This window comes from Shewanella zhangzhouensis, assembly GCF_019457615.1.
GTDB lineage: Bacteria > Pseudomonadota > Gammaproteobacteria > Enterobacterales > Shewanellaceae > Shewanella > Shewanella zhangzhouensis.
Map to the genome: position 1 here is coordinate 3,821,437 of NZ_CP080414.1, position 20,429 is coordinate 3,841,865.

At 53.2% G+C, this 20,429-nt stretch carries 26 protein-coding genes; 13 read left to right on the forward strand and 13 right to left on the reverse strand.

What is annotated here, in order from left to right:
• Positions 1 to 34 precede the first annotated feature (34 nt).
• From K0H63_RS16820 to zapE, 5 genes are all read right to left on the reverse strand, one after another.
• The gene (locus K0H63_RS16820; protein WP_220065670.1) at positions 35 to 649 is read right to left on the reverse strand and encodes a tetratricopeptide repeat protein; all 615 of its coding nucleotides are present in this window, start codon (positions 647 to 649) and stop codon (positions 35 to 37) included.
• 117 nt (positions 650 to 766) lie between these two features.
• Positions 767 to 2,062 (reverse strand): adenylosuccinate synthase, encoded by a 1,296-nt coding sequence (locus K0H63_RS16825; RefSeq protein WP_220065671.1) that lies wholly within the window; start codon positions 2,060 to 2,062, stop codon positions 767 to 769.
• A 348-nt stretch (positions 2,063 to 2,410) separates the two neighbouring features.
• The gene (rpsI, locus tag K0H63_RS16830) at positions 2,411 to 2,803 is read right to left on the reverse strand and encodes a 30S ribosomal protein S9 (RefSeq protein ID WP_011761177.1); all 393 of its coding nucleotides are present in this window, start codon (positions 2,801 to 2,803) and stop codon (positions 2,411 to 2,413) included.
• Positions 2,804 to 2,817: 14 nt separating this feature from the next.
• A complete protein-coding gene (gene rplM, locus K0H63_RS16835) occupies positions 2,818 to 3,246 on the reverse strand; it encodes a 50S ribosomal protein L13 (RefSeq protein ID WP_011761178.1) in 429 nt (142 codons plus the stop codon).
• 281 nt (positions 3,247 to 3,527) lie between these two features.
• Positions 3,528 to 4,637 (reverse strand): cell division protein ZapE, encoded by a 1,110-nt coding sequence (gene zapE, locus K0H63_RS16840; RefSeq protein ID WP_220065672.1) that lies wholly within the window; start codon positions 4,635 to 4,637, stop codon positions 3,528 to 3,530.
• A 242-nt stretch (positions 4,638 to 4,879) separates the two neighbouring features.
• Here zapE and K0H63_RS16845 point away from each other — a divergent pair, with 242 nt between their 5' ends.
• Positions 4,880 to 6,229, forward strand: coding sequence for a DegQ family serine endoprotease (locus tag K0H63_RS16845; RefSeq protein ID WP_220065673.1), 1,350 nt, complete (start codon positions 4,880 to 4,882; stop codon positions 6,227 to 6,229).
• Positions 6,230 to 6,324: 95 nt separating this feature from the next.
• Complete coding sequence (gene degS / locus K0H63_RS16850) at positions 6,325 to 7,395, forward strand: outer membrane-stress sensor serine endopeptidase DegS (protein WP_220065674.1); 1,071 nt, start codon at positions 6,325 to 6,327, stop codon at positions 7,393 to 7,395.
• 118 nt (positions 7,396 to 7,513) lie between these two features.
• On the opposite strand, the gene K0H63_RS16855 is transcribed toward degS, so the two are convergent.
• From K0H63_RS16855 to mlaF, 8 genes are all read right to left on the reverse strand, one after another.
• Positions 7,514 to 7,687, reverse strand: a complete 174-nt coding sequence (locus tag K0H63_RS16855; protein WP_220065675.1) for a hypothetical protein — start codon at positions 7,685 to 7,687, stop codon at positions 7,514 to 7,516.
• A gap of 89 nt (positions 7,688 to 7,776) precedes the next feature.
• On the reverse strand, positions 7,777 to 9,033 hold the full coding sequence (gene murA, locus K0H63_RS16860) for a UDP-N-acetylglucosamine 1-carboxyvinyltransferase (protein ID WP_220065676.1): 1,257 nt from the start codon (positions 9,031 to 9,033) through the stop codon (positions 7,777 to 7,779).
• A gap of 14 nt (positions 9,034 to 9,047) precedes the next feature.
• Entirely contained in the window at positions 9,048 to 9,305 is a 258-nt protein-coding gene (locus K0H63_RS16865) for a BolA family protein (protein ID WP_203324984.1), read from the reverse strand.
• 23 nt (positions 9,306 to 9,328) lie between these two features.
• Positions 9,329 to 9,619 carry an STAS domain-containing protein gene (locus K0H63_RS16870; protein ID WP_220065677.1) on the reverse strand — a complete coding sequence of 97 codons (291 nt, stop codon included), beginning with the start codon at positions 9,617 to 9,619 and terminating at the stop codon, positions 9,329 to 9,331.
• The gene (locus tag K0H63_RS16875; RefSeq protein WP_220065678.1) at positions 9,616 to 10,254 is read right to left on the reverse strand and encodes an MlaC/ttg2D family ABC transporter substrate-binding protein; all 639 of its coding nucleotides are present in this window, start codon (positions 10,252 to 10,254) and stop codon (positions 9,616 to 9,618) included. Before K0H63_RS16875 ends, K0H63_RS16870 begins: the two co-directional genes overlap by 4 nt.
• A gap of 14 nt (positions 10,255 to 10,268) precedes the next feature.
• Positions 10,269 to 10,739 (reverse strand): outer membrane lipid asymmetry maintenance protein MlaD, encoded by a 471-nt coding sequence (mlaD, locus tag K0H63_RS16880; protein ID WP_011761186.1) that lies wholly within the window; start codon positions 10,737 to 10,739, stop codon positions 10,269 to 10,271.
• A gap of 40 nt (positions 10,740 to 10,779) precedes the next feature.
• On the reverse strand, positions 10,780 to 11,502 hold the full coding sequence (gene mlaE, locus K0H63_RS16885) for a lipid asymmetry maintenance ABC transporter permease subunit MlaE (RefSeq protein ID WP_408733398.1): 723 nt from the start codon (positions 11,500 to 11,502) through the stop codon (positions 10,780 to 10,782).
• A 46-nt stretch (positions 11,503 to 11,548) separates the two neighbouring features.
• Positions 11,549 to 12,361 (reverse strand): phospholipid ABC transporter ATP-binding protein MlaF, encoded by an 813-nt coding sequence (mlaF, locus tag K0H63_RS16890; RefSeq protein ID WP_220065680.1) that lies wholly within the window; start codon positions 12,359 to 12,361, stop codon positions 11,549 to 11,551.
• A 182-nt stretch (positions 12,362 to 12,543) separates the two neighbouring features.
• On the opposite strand from mlaF, the gene K0H63_RS16895 reads away from it, so the two are divergent.
• The 11 genes from K0H63_RS16895 (at position 12,544) to K0H63_RS16945 (ending at position 20,365) form a co-directional block, all read left to right on the forward strand.
• Positions 12,544 to 13,506 carry a calcium/sodium antiporter gene (locus K0H63_RS16895; protein ID WP_220065681.1) on the forward strand — a complete coding sequence of 321 codons (963 nt, stop codon included), beginning with the start codon at positions 12,544 to 12,546 and terminating at the stop codon, positions 13,504 to 13,506.
• 43 nt (positions 13,507 to 13,549) lie between these two features.
• The gene (locus K0H63_RS16900) at positions 13,550 to 14,527 is read left to right on the forward strand and encodes a KpsF/GutQ family sugar-phosphate isomerase (RefSeq protein WP_220065682.1); all 978 of its coding nucleotides are present in this window, start codon (positions 13,550 to 13,552) and stop codon (positions 14,525 to 14,527) included.
• Positions 14,524 to 15,075, forward strand: a complete 552-nt coding sequence (gene kdsC / locus K0H63_RS16905; RefSeq protein WP_220067938.1) for a 3-deoxy-manno-octulosonate-8-phosphatase KdsC — start codon at positions 14,524 to 14,526, stop codon at positions 15,073 to 15,075. Before K0H63_RS16900 ends, kdsC begins: the two co-directional genes overlap by 4 nt.
• A complete protein-coding gene (lptC, locus tag K0H63_RS16910) occupies positions 15,072 to 15,629 on the forward strand; it encodes an LPS export ABC transporter periplasmic protein LptC (RefSeq protein WP_220065683.1) in 558 nt (185 codons plus the stop codon). The genes kdsC and lptC overlap by 4 nt, the downstream gene beginning before the upstream one ends.
• Positions 15,616 to 16,170: a lipopolysaccharide transport periplasmic protein LptA gene (gene lptA / locus K0H63_RS16915; RefSeq protein WP_220065684.1), complete on the forward strand. Its 555-nt coding sequence runs from the start codon at positions 15,616 to 15,618 to the stop codon at positions 16,168 to 16,170. Before lptC ends, lptA begins: the two co-directional genes overlap by 14 nt.
• Positions 16,167 to 16,898, forward strand: coding sequence for an LPS export ABC transporter ATP-binding protein (lptB, locus tag K0H63_RS16920; RefSeq protein ID WP_220065685.1), 732 nt, complete (start codon positions 16,167 to 16,169; stop codon positions 16,896 to 16,898). The genes lptA and lptB overlap by 4 nt, the downstream gene beginning before the upstream one ends.
• Before the next feature lie 111 nt (positions 16,899 to 17,009).
• Positions 17,010 to 18,491, forward strand: a complete 1,482-nt coding sequence (locus K0H63_RS16925; RefSeq protein WP_220065686.1) for an RNA polymerase factor sigma-54 — start codon at positions 17,010 to 17,012, stop codon at positions 18,489 to 18,491.
• A gap of 30 nt (positions 18,492 to 18,521) precedes the next feature.
• Positions 18,522 to 18,809, forward strand: coding sequence for a ribosome hibernation promoting factor (gene hpf / locus K0H63_RS16930; RefSeq protein WP_011761196.1), 288 nt, complete (start codon positions 18,522 to 18,524; stop codon positions 18,807 to 18,809).
• Positions 18,810 to 18,811: 2 nt separating this feature from the next.
• Positions 18,812 to 19,255 (forward strand): PTS IIA-like nitrogen regulatory protein PtsN, encoded by a 444-nt coding sequence (gene ptsN / locus K0H63_RS16935; protein ID WP_220065687.1) that lies wholly within the window; start codon positions 18,812 to 18,814, stop codon positions 19,253 to 19,255.
• Positions 19,252 to 20,103 (forward strand): RNase adapter RapZ, encoded by an 852-nt coding sequence (gene rapZ / locus K0H63_RS16940; RefSeq protein ID WP_220065688.1) that lies wholly within the window; start codon positions 19,252 to 19,254, stop codon positions 20,101 to 20,103. Before ptsN ends, rapZ begins: the two co-directional genes overlap by 4 nt.
• Positions 20,090 to 20,365: an HPr family phosphocarrier protein gene (locus K0H63_RS16945; protein WP_011761199.1), complete on the forward strand. Its 276-nt coding sequence runs from the start codon at positions 20,090 to 20,092 to the stop codon at positions 20,363 to 20,365. Before rapZ ends, K0H63_RS16945 begins: the two co-directional genes overlap by 14 nt.
• Positions 20,366 to 20,429 lie beyond the last annotated feature (64 nt).

Here is a 20,429-nt window from a genome sequence, read left to right on the forward strand (position 1 = left end):
TTCCATTGAGTTCACCCAGGCCCCTGCCCGGGTGTCAGTAATTCCAAAGATGCTCACCCCGGGCTCTGGCCACGGCGCTGGCGGGCATCATAGATTCGAGTTTTTGCAGCAGTCCCCAGGCTTGATCTTTGGTTTTTTGATCATTAAACGCCTCGTTATACAGCCAATGGTAGGCCATCTCGTAGTCTCTGGGACTGCCAAAACCCTCGTTGTAAAGACGCACCAGCATCATGCGCGCCTTTTGGTCGCCGTTGGCGGCGGCGGGGTACAGATATTGTACCGATCTGTGCTTGTTTTTAAGCACATACTTGCCATCTTCATAATAGCGGGCCACTTGCAACATGGCCTCTGTGCTGCCCTGTCCGGCAGCGTCTTTCAGCAACTGCAGCCCACGGGGTACATCCTTTTTGATGCATACTCCATGGATAAACATCTCCCCCCATAAAAACTGGTAGAGGGGCTGCTTGAGTACCTCGGCATGGGCTTCGATGTCCTGCACCAGTTGGCAGTCGTCCTGTTTTACCCGCACCAAATGCTGTTCACTGCGAATGAGTGACAACAGTTGCTCCTGAGTGTAGACATCTACGGCCTCGGTGGCCATCAGAGCCGGTGAAACTATCATTAACAAGACTGAGGAAAGGCGCAACATAAGGAAATCCCGAGGACTGGCGAATAACCAATTTATCGGCAGTATAACTCAAATCTTGAGCCTGTCCCCTTAAGAGACAGACATAAAAAAGGCCGCTAATCGCGGCCTCTTACTACATCAGTTAAACGGACTGACCCGGATAAAGGTCTCGTTTCTGTCCGGACCGGTAGAGATGATGTCGATTGGTGTCTCTAAAATCTCTTCGATACGTTTGATGTAATTAACGGCCGCCTGTGGCAGCTGATCCATGGAAGTCACACCGAAGGTGTTCTCGCTCCAACCTGGCAGGGTTTCATAAACTGGGGTCACCAACTCATAACCTTCAGCGGCAAGAGGAGTTACTGTGGTTACAGTGCCATCTGGCTGCTGATAACCCACACAGATCTTCACTTCTTTCAGGCCGTCCAGTACGTCCAACTTGGTCAGACAGATACCGGTCAGACTGTTGATCTGGATAGCACGCTTCATGGCAACGGCATCGAGCCAACCTGGACGACGCTTACGGCCAGTGGTGGCACCAAACTCGTGGCCCTTGGTACCCAGATGGTCACCAATTTCACACTCGAGTTCAGTAGGGAAAGGACCGGCACCCACGCGAGTGGTGTAGGCCTTCATGATACCCAGCACATAGTCCAGATGACATGGACCAAAACCGCTTCCGGTTGCAACGCCGCCGGCAGTGGTGTTTGACGAAGTCACAAACGGATAAGTACCGTGGTCGATGTCCAGCAGTGTACCCTGAGCGCCTTCGAACAGAATGTTTTCACCGGCTTTGCGGGCCTGATCCAGCAATTCGGTCACGTCAACACACATGGACTTGAGGTAATCCGCCAGTGCCAGTGCATCGTCGAGGGTTGTCTGGTAGTCAACGGCTTCGGCGCCATAGTACTCAGTCAGCATGAAGTTGTGATACTTCATCACTTCTTTGAGTTTCTCAGCGAAGAGCTCAGCATTGAACAGATCACCCACGCGCAGACCGCGACGTGAAACCTTGTCCTCATAGGCGGGGCCAATACCACGACCAGTGGTACCGATAGCCTTATTGCCACGCGCCTTTTCACGGGCGATATCCACTGCACAGTGGAACGGCAGGATAAGCGGACAAGCTTCGGAGATCAGCAGGCGATCTTCAACGGGTACGCCACGCTCTTTGAGCATGCTGATTTCTTTCATCAGCGCGTCTGGAGCCAGCACAACACCGTTACCGATAATGCATTTCACATTATCGCGCAGGATGCCTGAAGGGATCAGATGGAGAACGGTTTTAACACCATCGATTACCAGAGTGTGACCAGCGTTGTGGCCGCCCTGATAACGAACTACGTATTTTGCCTGTTCAGTGAGAAGGTCGACAATCTTACCTTTTCCCTCGTCACCCCATTGGGTGCCGAGAACAACTACGTTTTTGCCCATTGTTTGCTGCAAGGTTGCGGTTAAAGCAGAATTTTAGCAGATTTCAGGGGGGGATGGGCAAGGGATTTATGAAAAAATAATCAATTGTTCCTTGAGGCCTTGGTGTTTTGATAATGACCTTAGCCATTCAACACATTGATAAGCAAACATTATTCTCTATTCAACACGTTCACACTCTGCAATGTCTGAGTCTTCCTAAATTCTGGCTGGCACGACCGCGTTTTTACATTCCCGTTACTTTAATTTGGTCAAAAACAGCCATTTCTACTGGATTTAACTGACGTAAATAACCGACAGATAATAAAAAACCCGGCCAAAGCCGGGTTTTTTGCAGACTCGAAGCGAAAATTAACGCTTGGAGAACTGTGGTCTACGACGTGCTTTGCGCAGACCCACTTTCTTACGCTCAACCTGACGGGCATCACGGGTAACGAAACCAGCGGCACGCAGAGTAGGACGCAGAGACTCGTCCAGCTCCATCAGAGCGCGGGTGATACCGTGACGGATGGCACCGGCTTGGCCAGTGATACCACCGCCCTTAACAGTCACATAGATGTCCAGCTTTTCAGTCATTTCAACCAGCTCGAGTGGCTGACGAACAACCATACGAGCAGTCTCACGACCGAAGTAAACATCCAGAGGACGCTTGTTAACGATGATGTTACCGCTGCCTACTTTAGCGAATACGCGAGCGGTAGAAGTTTTGCGACGGCCAGTGCCGTAGTACTGAGTAGCAGCCATTTACTTAATCCCGTTTAGATATCAAGAACTTGAGGTTGTTGTGCAGCGTGGTTGTGCTCGGCGCCAGCGTATACTTTCAGCTTGCGGAACATAGCACGACCCAGCGGGCCTTTTGGCAACATACCCTTGACTGCTTTCTCGATGATCATTTCTGGCTTGTGAGCCTGCAGCTTTTCAAAGTTGATTTCTTTGATGCCGCCTGGGAAACCAGAGTGAGAGTAGTACATCTTGCCTGCAGCTTTGTTGCCAGTCACGGTCACTTTCTCAGCATTGATAACGATGATGTAGTCACCGGTGTCAACGTGAGGAGTGTACTCAGGCTTGTGCTTACCGCGCAGACGGCTAGCAATTTCAGTAGCGATGCGACCCAGAGTCTTACCTTCGGCGTCAACAACGTACCAGTCACGAGATACAGTTTCTGGCTTGGCAGTAAAAGTCTTCATTATTACAAAAACCCAAAGTTAAATTCTGTCACACATATTATCCGAACCCCGGATAACACATTTGCCTTTTCCAGTACCCCTTCGAGTAGGGAAATCGGCTTTGATTTCCGCCTCTTCGGCGGAGGTAACGTGGGCAGGTCGCGAATTATATCCAAGGCTGGGTTAAAAATCACCTGCTTTTTCAAATCAAAATTAAAAAGATCGCGAGGATCCGGCGCTTGGCGCTTTACGAAGGTAGGATCGGGCAAGCCGTCTGCGCCCCCATCGCTCGCTTTTCTTTTCTAGGGCAGGTGCTCCAGCGCCAGGTAGTCATGTGACTGCATTTCAATTAAGCGGGAACGGCAGCGGCGAAACTCAAAACTGAGAAGACCTTCGCTGTAGATATCTTCCAGGGCAACCTCAGCAGAAATGATGAGCTTCACGTGGCGCTCGTAAAACTCATCCACCAACGCCAGGAACCGGCGGGCAATATCATCACCGGTTTCCCTGGCACCCATCTGCTCGACGCCCGACAGCAACACAGTGTGATAAAGCCTTGCCAGCTCCATATAGTCACGCTGACTGCGTGGCCCATCACACAGGGCACGGAAATCGGCCAGCAGCACGCCCTGAGCTTGCTTGCGAATGCTCAGCTGACGCCCTTCAACTTCAATGGGAGCAGTCTGTACTTCAGACTCCGGCGTCAGTTGGTCGAAATACTTAAGCAGGTTGGTCTCAGCCTGGGCATCCAGGGGAAAGTGGTAAATCTCGGCCTGCTCCAGCGTGCGCAGGCGATAGTCGATGCCTGAGTCTACATTCAGTACGGCGCAGTGGCGGTTAATCAGTGCTATCGCCGGCAAAAAGCGCGCACGCTGCAGCCCGTTGCGATACAGGTCATCGGGGATGATATTAGAGGTGGCAACCAGTACTACGCCTTCATCAAACAGGGCTTCAAACAGGGTGCCAAGCAACATGGCGTCTGTGATATCCGAGACGAAAAACTCATCAAAACAAATCACCCGAACCTTGGCAGCCATCTCTTTGGCAATCACCACTAAAGGATCGCGGGTGCCCTTGAGACGATCGAGATCCAGATGTACCTGATGCATAAAACGGTGGAAGTGTGCCCTGAGCTTGGCGTCAAAGGGCAAGGCTTCGTAAAAGGTGTCCATCAGGTAGGTTTTACCACGGCCAACACCGCCCCACAGATAGAGCCCTCTGACATAGGGCTTTTTACCGAATCCCAATTTACTGCCAAGGCGACCTAAGAGCCCGACTGCCGGCGCACTGGCAATGAGCTCTTCGTACACCTTTTGCAACGCCTTTACCGCCTGCTCCTGGGCCGGGTCGTGGGAAAAGCCATCTTTTAACAAGTCCTGTTGATAATGCTGCCAGGGGGTCAGTTGTGACACTTGAATTATTCTCTGGGGGACATATATGAAATTGGGTGAATGTTAACATGCCGGGGCGACCAAGGTAATAGCCGAAGCACCCGACAAAAGTCGCCTGAATGCTCCTTCGAAAGAGCAGATGAAAGGCGTATTAACCTTTGTTAATCGTAACGAACTTTGTTGTTACACCCGGGTCGGAAGGGTTATACAAGTGCCAAGCCTGTCACTTTGAAACCGATCCCCGAATTGGAGCAATGACTAAGATGAAAGCAAAACTCTCCCTCGTATCCGCCGCTATTTTAGGTGCGACCCTGACCCTCGGCACCCTACCCGCTTATGCTTCTTTGCCGGTAGCCGTTGACGGGCAGCAGCTGCCAAGCCTTGCGCCCATGTTGGAAAAAGCCACGCCGGCCGTGGTCTCGGTTGCCGTATCGGGTACCCATGTATCCAAGCAGCGCGTCCCCGATGTATTCCGCTATTTCTTCGGCCCCAATGCCCCCCAGGAGCAGGTACGTGAGCGTCCGTTTCGTGGCTTGGGCTCGGGCGTGATTATCGACGCAGACAAGGGTTATATCGTCACCAATAACCACGTAATTGATGGCGCCGACACCATACAGATTGGTTTGCTCGATGGCCGCGAATTTGAAGCCAAGCTGATTGGCAGCGACAGTGAATCCGATATCGCGTTGCTTCAAATCAAGGCCGACAAGCTGACGGAGATTAAGTCGGCCGACTCAGATGCCATCCATGTGGGTGACTTCGCCGTGGCCATCGGTAACCCCTTTGGTCTGGGCCAAACCGTGACCTCCGGCATAGTATCGGCCTTGGGCCGCAGTGGTCTGGGTATCGAAATGCTGGAGAACTTTATCCAAACCGACGCCGCCATCAACAGCGGTAACTCAGGCGGCGCACTGGTGAACCTGCGAGGAGAGCTGATTGGTATCAACACCGCCATTGTTGCCCCCGGCGGCGGTAACGTGGGCATCGGTTTTGCAATTCCCGCCAACATGATGCATTCACTGGTGGATCAGATCATTGAACATGGTGAAGTGCGCCGCGGTGTGCTCGGCATCTCCGGCCGTGAGCTCGACAGTAAACTCGCCGAAGGCTTTGGTCTGGACTCCCAGCACGGCGCCTTTGTGAATGAAGTCATGCCGGACAGCGCCGCCGACGATGCAGGCATCAAGGCCGGTGACATTATCATCAGCGTTGATGGTCGCAAGATTAAGAGCTTCCAGGAACTGCGCGCCAAAATAGGCACGCTGGGCGCCGGTGCCAAGGTAGAGCTTGGCATTATTCGCGACGGCAAAAACAAGACCGTGAAGGTCACTCTGGGTGAAGCGTCCAATCAAACGGCGTCCGCTGATGAGTTACACCCTCAGCTGGCCGGTGCGAATCTCGAAAGCACCTCTAAAGGGGTGGAAATCATGGAAGTACAGGAAGGCTCCCCCGCCGCCCTGAGCGGCCTTCGCAAGGGTGACATCATTGTGGGCGTCAATCGCACCGCTGTGAAAGACTTAAAAGAGCTCAGAGAACAGCTGAAAGAGCAGGATGGCGCTGCTGCCCTGAAAGTGCTGCGCGGAAAGAGCATCCGTTACCTCGTGTTGAGATAAGCCACGTCCCCGGTCATAAGCCCAGCCTCCCGCTGGGCTTATTGTTTTGAAACGTGATAATCTAGTTCAACTTTTTTACAATTCGAATCACCCCAATGAAAAGCGCTTTACTCTATTTAGGCAAAGCCGTGCTCTTTGGCTTAGTGATGGCCGTCGTGTTTCTTCTCGCGCAAAACTACCTGGGTAACGACCATGGCAACCTGTTCCGGGATCGTGGCAACGGTGGCAGCGAACTTTCCTTTGCCAAGGCCGTCAGACGCGCAGCACCCGCTGTCGCCAACATATACAACATCAGCATAGATCAACGCCAACCGCTCAACAGTGGCGCGCTCCAGGGGCTGGGCTCAGGGGTGATCATCAGCAAGGAAGGCTACATCCTCACCAACTACCACGTTATCAAGAAGGCAGATGAAATTGTCATCGCCCTGCAGGATGGTCGTCGTTTCAGCGCCGAAGTTGTTGGGTCGGATCCGGAAACCGACTTGAGTGTACTCAAGATTGAAGGGGACAAATTGCCTGTGGTGCCACTTAACCTCACCACCCCACCCCAGGTGGGTGACGTGGTGCTGGCCATCGGCAATCCCTATAACCTGGGTCAAACCATTACCCAGGGCATCATCAGTGCCACAGGCCGTAACGGTTTGAGTTCCGGTTATCAGGACTTTTTGCAGACCGATGCGGCCATTAACGCAGGCAACTCTGGTGGCGCCCTGATTGATACCAATGGCGATGTGATAGGCATCAATACCGCCGCCTACCAAATAGGTGGTGAAGGCGGTGGGCACGGCATCAGCTTTGCAATTCCCATCCGCCTCGCCTACTCCATCATGGGCAAACTCATCGAACACGGCCGCGTGATCCGTGGCGCCCTGGGGATTTCCGGTGAGGCGCTGACGCCCTTTATGGCACAGGTGCTGAAAATGCAGGAAGTGCGCGGCGTACTGGTAACGGGTGTCGATCGCAATGGCCCGGCAGCGAATGCCCAAATGCAGCCGAGGGATGTGATTATCGAGTATGGTGGTGAAAGTGTAGTCAGTGCTGAAATGCTGATGGACCGCATTGCCGAAACCAAACCCGGTACTGAGGTGGAGATGACCATCATTCGCCAGGGCAAGGCTTACACCTTACCCGTGATCATCGGCGAGAAGGCGACCGAGTATAACTAACCGCAGGATAGTAAACCTCAGACAGAAATCCCGGCCAGTGACCGGGATTTTTTATCTTATCAATACGTGAGCACAATACACGTACATTAGCACGCCAACTAGGATGCTCTGCCGGAGCTCAAGGCTCCTTTGACGGGCTGGCAACATCCACCAGCCTGACCCAGAAAGCCATTTCCAGGCACACTCCCAGTGCTACCAATACCATGGATGGCAGCGTGGCACCGGCGAGATAGCTCAGCAGCGCCGCAACCAATAAGAGTGCCGGTACCGCCCACCTTGCGATTTTCATCATTTCCCTGACTCCGACAAAAACAAATATGCAACCATCCTATAACAAAAAAACCGCCGGTCAAGGCGGTTTTCATTGCTTAAAGATGAAGCTTACTTCACCCGAACGACCTTGCCACCCAAGCCTTCGAACTTGGTCTCAATGTGCTCGTAGCCACGATCCAGGTGATAGATACGGTCTACCAGTGTAGTACCATCAGCCATTAAACCGGCAATCACCAGGCTTGCAGAGGCACGCAAATCGGTAGCCATGACTTGGGCACCACTCAAGCGCTCAACACCGTGTACTATGCAGGTGTGACCTTCCAGCTCCATATTGGCGCCCATACGCATCAGCTCAGGCACGTGCATAAAGCGGTTTTCGAAGATGGTCTCTGTGATAGTGCCAGTACCTTCGGCCAGGCAGTTGAGTACACAAAACTGCGCCTGCATGTCGGTAGGAAACGCCGGATAAGGTGCGGTTTTAATGTTGACCGCTTTGGGGCGTTTACCATGCATGTCCAGCTCAATCCAATCATCGCCGGTGTTGATGTCGGCGCCTGCATCTTCGAGCTTGGCGAGCACTGACTCAAGGGAAGATGGGTCAGCATTTTCGCAGCGGATTCGACCACGGGTCACTGCGGCGGCCACCAGGAAGGTACCGGTTTCGATACGATCGGGCATCACACGGTAATCACATCCATTCAAACGCTCAACGCCGGTGATTTTGAGCGTGGCGGTGCCGATACCACTGATTTGAGCGCCCATGGCCACCAGACAGTTGGCAAGGTCGATAACCTCAGGCTCACGAGCCGCGTTTTCAATCACGGTCACGCCATCAGCCAGGGCTGCAGCCATCAGCAGGTTTTCGGTAGCGCCCACGCTCACCATATCCATAAAGATATGGGCGCCCTTGAGACGACCGTCTACCCGAGCCTTGATATAACCCTCTTTGACCTCGATTTTGGCACCCATCTGTTCCAGACCATGCAGATGCAAGTTCACCGGACGAGCACCAATGGCGCAGCCACCTGGTAGAGACACATCGGCAGTACCGAAGCGGGCAAGCAGTGGGCCCAAAATCAAAATTGAAGCGCGCATGGTTTTCACCAACTCGTAGGGCGCAACGAAATGATCGATACGCGACGAGTCAATGGTGATGTGATCGCCATCCTGAGTGACTTCAGCCCCCAGGCAACGCAGCAGCTTACAGCTGGTATCCACGTCGCGCAGGCTTGGCACATTGGTCAAAACAAATGGGGACTCGGCCAGTACCCCTGCCATCAAAATAGGCAGCGCGGCATTTTTGGCACCGGAAATAACCACAGTCCCGGCAAGAGGACCGCCAGACTGAATAGAAAGCTTATCCACGATATCTCTCTTGCTTAGAGCGGCATGTTGAAGATTTTTTCACGCTTCCATTGGGTTGGCGTGAAGGTTTTGATGCTGAGTGCATGCAGGGCACCGCTGGTGATTTGATCCATCAGGGGAGCGTAAATAGCCTGCTGCTGTTTGATTCGGCTCATGCCGTCAAAACACTCACCTACCGCCACGACCTGATAGTGGCTGCCATCGGAAGTCACATGCACTTCCTCAAGACCCAAAGCCTGGGTCAAAATCTCTTCAATCTGTTTGCAATCCATGAATGAACTGAACCTTAGTTGCGCTAGGCTTCTTCCACGAAGAAGGCTTCTAAATCATAAAGGGCGATGAGTTTACCAAGCTGAGACGATGGAGACATCATGGTAATACTCTGGCCACGGCTATGGGCACGTTGCCATAATTCCAGCAAAAATGCGACACCGGCACTGTCACTGTAGGACAATTGCCGCAAATCCAAACAGGATGTGTCCGCTGGCACTAAAGTGGCGACCTCCGGCCACAGCTGTTTGACGACGGCCGCATCCAAACGACCGGCCACCGCCAGCGTGTTCCCTTGCTGGGTCAGGGTAATCAATTGGCTGCCGCCTTGGTGCCCTTGGACACAGATGTGGCAGCCTTTTCGTTAAGCATCACTATCACCTGCTCTATGCCTTTTTGGCGAATAAGCCCGGTGATTTCTGACTGTTTGGACTGCAGCAGGCTCACCCCTTCGGCCACCAGGTCGAAGGCTTTCCAGCTGTCGTCTTTGAGGCGACGGGCCTTGAACAGCAGCTTGATGGGCGGACGGCCCGACTCAATGATGCGCACATTCACGTCCACAATCTTCTCGTCTTTGAAGTCCACTGCCGGAGCATATTCCACCGTTTGATTGGTGTATTCGGTAAACGCCTGGGCGTAAGTCGTCACCAGATAACCTTCGAAGGCCTCAACGAAGCGGCTGCGCTCATCTTCGGTGGTCTCTTTAATATACTGCCCCAGTACCTTGTAAGATGCATATTTGGTATCCACATAAGGCATCAGTTCTTCGCGCACTATCACCTTGAGATGATTGGCATCGGCATCGATTTTGGCCTTGTCGGCATGGAAACGTTTGAAGGTTTTGTCAGCCACCACCTGGATCATGTCGTAGGGGTTTTTGTTGTCCACGACTTCTGCCTGCACCTGAATACAGAAGAGGCTGACAATTAACGTGAGTACTGCTCTAAACATCGTGATTCTCCCGATTAATCCTTGGAACCCATGCTGTAAAGGAACTGGCCTATCAGATCTTCCAGAACCAGTGCCGATTTGGTGTCGGCAATACGGTCACCGTCTTTCAACATGGCAATATCGTCATCCACAAACCCGGGGGTTAATCCCAGGAATTGTTCACCCAGCAAGCCGGAGGTGAGGATAGATAAGCTGCTGGTTTCCGGAAAATTGCGATAGCGGCCGTCCATTGACAGGCTGACCACGGCAACCAGCCGCTCGGGGTCGAGTTCAATCTTACTGACCCGTCCCACTACCACACCACCAACTTTCACCGGTGAGCGCACCTTCAGACCGCCCACATTGGCAAATCTGGCATAGAGGGTGTAGCTGCTATTCCCTGCCTGCACCTCAACATTGGCCACCTTAAAGACCAACACCAAAAAGGCGGCGATGCCCGCAAGCAGGAACAGACCAACCCAAATCTCAACTTTCCGTGACAACATGCTAAAGTTTCACTCCTTGCAGCAAGCTGAACGCCTGGCATTAGCCAAACATGAGGGCGGTCAGCAAAAAATCCAATGCCAATACGGCAAGACTCGATTGCACCACAGTAGACGTAGTGGCCTTACTGATCCCTTCCGGGTTCGGCACCACTTCATAACCGCGGTAAAGGGCAATCCAGGTCACCACCACGGCAAACACCAGGCTTTTAATCAAACAGTTTACTATGTCCTGACGCCACTCAACCGATGCCTGCAAAATCGACCAGAAGGCACCATTGTCGATGCCTTTCCACTCCACACCCACGATATGACCGCCCCAAATACCCACAGCGGTAAACATCAGCGCCAAAAGCGGCATGCTGATCACACCGGCCCAGAATCGGGGCGCGATAATTTGCCGCAGTGGATCAACAGCCATCATTTCGAGGCTTGAGAGCTGCTCAGTGCTCTTCATCAGGCCAATCTCAGCGGTCAGCGCCGACCCCGCCCGTCCGGCAAACAGCAGTGCCGTGACCACAGGCCCCAGCTCCCGCAGCAAACTGAGCGCGACCATGGGGCCCAGGCTTTCTTCGGTGCCAAAATCCACCAGAATGGTGTACCCCTGCAGCGCCAGCACCATGCCAATAAAGAGGCCTGATACCAAAATAATGATCAGCGACTGCACACCAACCACATAAAGCTGCTTAATCAGCAGCGGAAAACCTTTTCGGGGTTTTGGGACGGAAAAGATGGCGCCCCACAACATCACGCCCGCCCGGCCCATGCCGGCCACCTGATTTATGGCGCCACGCCCCAGGCGTGCAACTGCGTCAATTAACGCCACCGGCTAACTCCTTCATATAATCGTTGGCAGGATAATGAAAAGGCACAGGGCCATCGGGCTCGCCACCGATAAACTGCCGCAATCTGGGGTCATGGGATGCCTTGAGTTCTGCCGGAGTGCCTTGAGCGATAATGCGCTTTTCCGCAATCACATAGACATAGTCAGCAATGCCCAGCACCTCCCCCACGTCGTGGGACACCACTACAGAGGTCAGATTCAGGGCATCGGACAGCTCACGGATGAGCTTAACCAGCACCCCCATGGAAATGGGATCCTGGCCGGCAAAGGGTTCATCGTACATCACCATTTCCGGCTCGAGGGCAATGGCCCGTGCCAAGGCAACCCTGCGCTGCATACCGCCCGAGAGTTCGCTTGGCATTAACATGGCCGCGCCCCTGAGGCCCACGGCTTCGAGTTTCATCAGCACGATACGGCGAATAATGGCTTCATCCAGCCCTGAGTGTTCCCGCAGCGCAAAGGCGATGTTGTCGAACACATTCATGTCGGTAAAGAGGGCGCCACTTTGGAACAACATGCTCATACGTTTACGCAGCTCAAAGAGTTCACTTCGGCTGATATCGTGAATATTCACGCCGTCAAACAAGACCTCACCGTGATCCGGCACCAATTGCCCGGCCATCAGCTTCAACAGGGTAGTTTTGCCAATGCCGCTGGGGCCCATGATGGCAGTCACCTTCCCCTTGGGAATAGACAGGCTGATATCTTCATAGATGACACGTTCGCCGCGGCTGAAACCCAAATTGCGGATTTCGACCAATACGTCGGACTCATGATTCATTGTGGATCCCTGCGCTTGAGATGAAGTGACATTCGGCCATCCTGGCACCAGTTTGAAGAGGGCAAATTGTACGGAATTGCCGGGATTGGGACAACCGCTTACACACTTCCCGCCCCTGATACTTTTAATTTGCCCGATTTCCAGCGAAAATGCGCCTTGGTATTCATGGATTTTGTCAATAAATGTTACTCAACATCTTAATGCTTGTTGCGGGTCTGGCGGTTTTGGTATGGAGCGCCGACAAATTTGTTTACGGCGCCGCGGCCTTCGCCCGAAATCTGGGCCTGCCCCCTATGCTCATTGGTCTGACAATTGTTGCCATGGGCAGTTCCGCCCCTGAAATGTTTGTGGCCGCCACCGCCTCTATGGATGGCATGCGCGATACCGCTGTGGGCAACGTTTTGGGCTCCAACGTCGCCAACATCACCCTGATTTTGGGCTTAACTGCCATGATTGGCGCCATTGCCGTCAGCTCACAAACCCTCAAGCGGGAAATTCCCATGATGCTGGCTGCCACGGCGCTGGCAGGTTATTTCCTCCATGATGGTATGCTCACCCGCACCGAGGGTTGGGTACTCATGGGCGCTTTTTTACTGCTGATGCTGTATCTCATCTGGCACGCCCTGACCAACAAGGACCCCGACCCCCTGGCGGCTGAAGCCGATGAAGAGATCCCCAAAGATGTCCCTACTTCCAAGGCACTGATTTGGCTGGTTGTGGGCATAATACTTTTGCCGCTGTCTGCAGATTGGATGGTGGATGGCGCAGTAGGCATCGCAAAATACTACGGCCTGTCGGACCTGATTATCGGCCTGACGATTATCGCCGTGGGTACCAGTCTGCCTGAGCTTGCTGCCTGTGTGGCCAGTGCACTGAAAAAAGAAGATGACCTGGCAATTGGCAACATTGTTGGTTCAAACATGTTCAACATCCTGGCTGTTCTCGCGCTGCCCGGCATCATCGCCCCAGGCGTAGTCGATGCCCAGGCCGTCAGCCGCGACCTTTACATGGTAATAGCCACAAGCATAGCGTTGGCGCTCTTTGTGCTTTTAAGCGGCAAAGACCGCGAACTCAAACGCTGGCACGGCGGTTTATTCCTGGTGATATTTATCGGTTATCAGTACGTGCTGTTCCAGGCACACTGACCCTGATCTGTCGGTTTAAACCGGCACAGACAGAGAGACAGATATGGTAGACAGAAAGCAACTGCGCCAATGGGGCAGCAAGGTTATCGACATCGAAAAAGCAGCACTGGACAACCTGTACCAGTTTGTCGACAGTGATGCCTTCGCCGACGCCTGCGAGCTTATCCTGCGCTGCACCGGCAAGGTTATCGTGATGGGCATGGGCAAATCCGGCCACATTGGCAACAAGATTTCCGCCACCCTGGCCAGTACCGGCACCCCGGCGTTTTTTGTGCATCCGGGGGAAGCAAGCCACGGCGATTTGGGCGTGCTCAGCGACAACGACATAGTGCTGGCCATCTCCAACTCCGGTGAGTCCAGTGAAATACTCACCCTGATGCCCGTGATTAAACGCCGTGGTATTCCTATCATCTCCATGACAGGCAAGCCTGAGTCCACCATGGCCAAGCATTCGCTTTTGCACCTGTGTATCAAGGTGCCGGAAGAAGCCTGCCCCCTGGGGCTGGCACCGACATCATCCACCACGGCGACCCTGGTGATGGGGGATGCCCTGGCAGTTGCACTGCTGCAGGCCAAAGGTTTCACCAAGGACGATTTTGCCATGTCACATCCCGGTGGCGCTCTGGGCCGCAAGTTGCTGCTGCATGTCAGTGATGTCATGCATAAAGGGGACGAGCTGCCACTGGTGCATGACGATATTTGCATTACCGATGCCCTGTATGAAATCTCCAAGAAAGGCCTGGGGATGACGGCGATAGTGAATGCTTCAGGTGCCCTGGAAGGCATCTTTACCGACGGTGACCTGCGCCGGGTGATTGATGCGCAGATTAACCTGCGTCAAACCAGTATTGCCGATGTGATGACCCGCAATTGCATCACCATTGGTGAGCACATGCTGGCTGCCGAAGCTCTTAAACTCATGGATGAAAAAAATATCAACGGCCTGATTGTGATTGACACCCAGCGACGCCCAATCGGCGCGCTCAACATGCTGGACATGGTTAAAGCAGGGGTTATCTGATGCACCAAGGACTCTACGGCCCCATTGATGATGCCATCTGGAACAAGGCCAAAGGTATCAAGCTGCTCATTTGTGACGTAGATGGGGTCTTCTCCGATGGCCGCATTTACCTTGGCAATCAGGGGGAAGAGCTGAAGGCATTTCATACCCGTGACGGCTATGGCGTTAAAGCCCTCCAGGGTGCGGGTATCGCGGTGGCTGTGATCACCGGGCGCAAATCCCAGATTGTGGAACACCGCATGACGGCCCTCGGGGTCGCCCATATCTATCAGGGCGTTGATAACAAGTTCGTGCCTTATGAAGAGTTACTTGGCCTCTATGGCGTCAATGGGGCCGAAGTGGCATACATTGGTGATGACATGGTGGATTTACCTGTGATGAAAGCAGTGGGACTCGGGGTTTGTGTCGCCGATGGTCATCCCTTTGTTCGCCAACACGCCGACATGGTCACTACGCTACCCGGTGGGCATGGAGCCCTCAGAGAACTCGCCGATCTCTTGCTGATTAGCCAGGATAAGTTCGATTCGGCCCACGGGATGAGCGTATGAATCGGGTCACACTCGCCATCATTTTGCTGTTCGGCACCGCGCTGACGCTCTACTGGCAGGTGCAAAGCAAAAAGGCCAGTCAACCTCAGCTCACAGACAGTGTGCAAAAGCCTGATTACGTGGCAACCGACCTTCGCAGTATCAGTTACAACGCCGAGGGCAAGTTGGAAAGCCGCGTCAGCGCCTCCTACATGGAACACTTCGATGGTGATGCGCAAACTCTGTTTACTCAGCCTGTTTACACCCTGTTTCCCGAAGATGGCCAGGGTGAATGGCGTCTCACCGCCAAAACCGGCAGACTGGACAAGGCCAGCGATAAGGTCATGCTCGAAGAAGAAGTACTGATTGAGGCCCTGACCATAGACGAGCCGCTGCAGCAGCTCAATACCAGTTACCTGGAGTTGGATCTCAAGACGATGATCCTCACCTCCGACAAAGAAATTATTATCAGCGGCAATAACTTCCACTTGAGCGGCCATGGCCTCTATGCTGATCTCAATGCCAAAGAAGTTAAGCTCTTAAGCAAGATTAAGGGAACCTATGAACCTAAATAAGTCGCTCATTCTGGTGCTGCTTTGCACCTGCAGCGCTGTGGCTTTGGCCAACACCAAGTTTGATTTGAGCCAGGAAGTAAAAATTGCCGCGGCCAACAGTTATGCCGATCTGAAAAACAAGCGCATCGTTTATGAAGGCCCGGTTACCCTGACCCAGGGCAGCCTGATGCTCAAGGCTGATGAACTGAGCTCGTTCACCGACGAGAAAAGCGGCAGACGTATTCTGCTTGCCAAGGGTAACCCAGCCACCTACAGCCAGCAGGTGGAAGATGGCCGTACCGTGCATGCCAGTGCCACCGAAATCAGCTACAACATCGACAGTCGCGTTATGAGCCTCAAAGGCAATGCCAAGGTCGAGCAGGATGGCAGCCAGGTCAGCGCCGACTCCATCGTTTACGATATCGAAAAGCAGCAGCTCACTTCCCAAAGCAGCGGTAAAAAAGACGACCGGGTTATCACCATCATCAAGCCCGAAAATTACCAGCAGGAGCTGCAGGATAAGGGCACTACTGAGCAACCTCAGCAAGAGAAGCAGCAATGACCCAACTGACCCTGAAGGCCAGTAATCTCGCCAAGAGTTACAAAAACCGCCAGGTTGTCAAAAACGTCAGCCTCACCGTAAATACCGGCCAGGTTGTCGGCTTGCTGGGCCCCAATGGGGCCGGTAAAACCACCACTTTTTACATGGTGGTAGGCCTGGTACAGAGCGACAAGGGCAGCATACACATCAACGATGATGACCTGACGCTGGATCCCATGCACCTGCGCGCACGCAAAGGCATTGGCTACCTGCCACAGGAAGCCAGCATCTTCCGCAAGCTGTCGGTGCGCGATAACATCATGGCTGTGCTGCAGATGCGCAAAGAGCTGAACGCCGATGAGCGTGAAGAGTCGCTGGAGCAGCTGCTGGAAGAGTTCCACATCACCCACATCCGTGACAATCTGGGCATGTCACTGTCAGGGGGTGAACGTCGCCGGGTCGAGATTGCCCGGGCACTTGCCGCCAACCCCAGATTTATCCTGCTGGATGAGCCCTTCGCCGGGGTCGACCCGATTTCCGTTATCGATATCAAAAAGATTATCGAGCAACTCAAGAATCGTGGCCTCGGAGTGCTTATCACCGACCACAATGTGAGGGAAACCCTCGATGTGTGCGAAAAAGCCTATATCGTCAGCCATGGCGATTTGATTGCCGAAGGCACCCCTGCCGAAATCCTCGACAATCAGCAGGTGCGTGCAGTGTACTTGGGTGAGCAATTCAGGCTATAGTTAATTAACAAAGCCCCCTTCTCATATCCGGATAATCAGGGTGGTAAATCACCGGATAACCTGATAGAAAAGCTTTCTACCTGAATAATTTAGTGAAGGATTCGCAGTACAATGAAAGCGTCGCTCCAGCTAAAACTGGGACAACAACTCACAATGACGCCACAGTTGCAGCAGGCCATTCGTCTGCTTCAACTCTCTTCGCTTGAACTGCAACAGGAAATTCAGCAAGCCCTCGACGCCAACCCCCTGTTGGAGCTGGACGACGAACTGGGCAGCGATCAGTTTGATGCCGACGGCGGCGATAAAGAATTTGACGACCAGTTCAGCCAGGAGTCCGTCTCAAACGACACCAGTGACAGTGCTTCGCTGGAAACTTCAGACGCTATCAGTCAGCAGTCCATGCCGGACGAGCTGCCAATGGATACCACCTGGGATGAAGTCTTTACGGCCGCCCCCGTTTCCGGTCCCGGGATCCGTGGCGAAGATGATATGCCGTTTCAGGGCGAAACCAGTGAAGGCCTGTACGAACATCTCGAGTGGCAAAAAAATCTCACCCCTTTTTCCGATACCGATCTGGCCATTGCCACTGCCATCATAGATGCCATTGACGAAAAGGGTTACTTAACCCAAAGTCTTGAAGAAATTCTCGAGGCCGTGGGCGATGAAGAAGTCGAGCTTGACGAAGTTGAGGCCGTGCTCAAACGCATTCAACACTTCGACCCCATCGGGGTAGCTGCCCGTGATTTGGCAGAGTGCCTGCTCATTCAACTTGGTCAGTTCCCGGCGGATACCCCCCATCTGGACAACGCCAAGCTGCTTATCCGTGACCATTTGGATCTGATTGCCAACCGCGACTTCCGTACCCTGATGCGTAAAACCCGCCTCAAGGAAGAAGAACTCAGGGATGCAATCATCCTCATTCAGGGGCTGAACCCCCGTCCCGGTGAGTCTGTGACCAGCACCAAGGATGAGTATGTCATTCCGGATGTCTCGGTCAGTAAAAAAAATGGCCGTTGGGTTGTAGAGCTTAATCCCGATTGTATGCCTAAACTGAGTGTGAACCAGCAATATGCCGCCATGGCACGCACCAGTCGCAACCAGGCTGACAGCCAGTTTATCCGCGGGCATTTGCAAGAGGCCAAGTGGTTTATCAAGAGCCTGGAAAGCCGCAACGACACCTTGCTGAAAGTCGCCAATTGCATAGTGCAGTTCCAGCAGGGCTTTTTTGAGTATGGTGAAGAGGCCATGAAACCCATGGTGCTCAACGATATCGCCGAAGCGGTAGAGATGCACGAATCCACCATCTCACGGGTCACCACTCAAAAGTACATGCATACCCCAAGGGGTATCTTTGAACTCAAGTATTTTTTCTCCAGCCACGTCGGGACCGAAGATGGCGGAGAATGCTCATCTACTGCCATCCGCGCCTTTATCAAGAAACTGGTGGCGGCAGAAAATCAGAAGAAACCATTGAGCGACAGCAAAATGGCGGAACTTCTGGCAGAACAAGGAATCAACGTTGCTAGACGCACCATCGCCAAATACCGAGAAGCGATGCTGATCCCACCGTCGAACCAACGTAAGAGTTTATAACCCACCCAAGGTCTTTGGAGGAAAGTGTCTATGCAAATCAATCTGACTGGGCATCATATCGAAATCACTGATTCACTGCGTAACTACGTAGAGAGCAAGTTCTCCAAGCTTGAACGCCATTTCGAACAGATCAATAATGTCCACGTTGTTCTCAATGTTCAGAAATTGCAGCAAATCGCAGAAGCCAAGCTTCACCTCAACGGTGGCGAGGTATTCGCCACTTCAGAACATGAAGACATGTACGCCGCCATTGACGCCCTAATTGATAAATTGGACCGTCAGGTTATTAAACACAAAGAGAAACTGACCAAACATTAACGATGGAACTAAGTACCATCCTGGCGCCGGAGTGCACTAGCTGTGCCACTCCGGGCAGCAAGAAAAAGGTGCTGGAGCTGATTAGCGATCTCGCTGCTGCCCAGAATCCCTCCCTCTCGTCTCAAGAGATATTCGAAAGCCTGCTGGCCCGTGAAAAAATGGGCAGCACCGGTATTGGCAATGGTATTGCCATTCCCCATGGCCGCATTGGCACTATCGATAAGCCTTTAGCTGTGCTTATCAAGTGTGAAGAAGCCATAGGTTATGACGCCATTGATAAGCAGCCGGTGGACATTCTGTTTGCCTTGCTGGTGCCATCGGACCAGTGTCAGCAACATCTCAGCACCCTGGCCGCCATGGCCGAAAAGCTGAATGACAAGCAGATCCTCAAACAGCTGCGCAAGAGCCACGATGAAAAGGAACTTTACCAGGTAATCATCGGATGAAACTCGTTATAGTCTCCGGGCGCTCTGGCTCCGGAAAGTCGGTAGCCCTCAGGGTCCTGGAAGACTTGGGCTACTACTGCGTCGATAATTTGCCATTGCAGCTGATTGGGCCCTTGCTTGCCCAGCTCAAGGGCAATAACGACAAGGTCGCCATCAGCATCGATATCCGCAATATGCCGGAGCAGGAAAAGGCCCTCGAAAAAGAGCTGGCAAGGCTCCCGGAAGGCGTAGAGCTCACCAGCTTTTTCCTCAACTCCAGCGACAAGGTACTGCTGAAACGCTACAGCGAAACCCGCCGTTTGCACCCCCTGTCCCGCAGCAAGGTCTCTTTGCAGGAAGCCATCAAGCTCGAAGGCAAAATGTTGGCCCCTATCTCCAACATGGTCGACCATTTCATGGACACCTCCAATCTGAATGTTTATGAACTGGCTGATGCTGTCAGGCAGATACTGCTTGGACGCACCGACAAAGAGCTGGTGATTATCTTTGAATCTTTCGGCTTCAAGCATGGTATGCCCACAGAAGCAGACTTTATGTTTGATGCCCGCTTCTTGCCCAATCCCCATTGGGAACCGGAGCTGAGGCCCCTCACGGGTCTGAATGAGCCGGTTAAGCTGTTTTTGGAGCGTCAGGTATTGGTCAACAAGTACATCTGGCAAATCGAAAACCTGCTGGAAACCTGGTTGCCTCACTTAGAGCGCAATAATCGCAGCTACCTCACCATTGCCATTGGCTGCACAGGTGGCCAACACCGCTCTGTGTATATTGCCGAGCAGCTTGCCAAACGCTTCGCCAACTCTCACCACAAGGTTGAGGCCCGCCACCGGGAACTGAATGCCAAAACTTGAACGTGACGTCACGATAGTCAATAAGCTGGGCCTGCACGCCCGCGCCGCCACCAAACTGGCGGTATTGGCGTCGGAATTCAAGGCCAGCGTGACTCTGGTTCAGGGCGCTAAACAGGCCTCGGCTGCCAGCGTGCTGGGTCTCCTGATGCTCGAATCCGGCATGGGCAAGACCATCCATATTATCGCCGAAGGGGAAGACGCCGAGCAGGCCATGGATGCCGTGTGTAACCTGATCAACGCCCGCTTTGACGAAGACTGCTGACCCGGCTTCGCTTCGTCCATCCCATTAAATTTGCTAATATATCCCCCAATTCATCTCTTGGGGG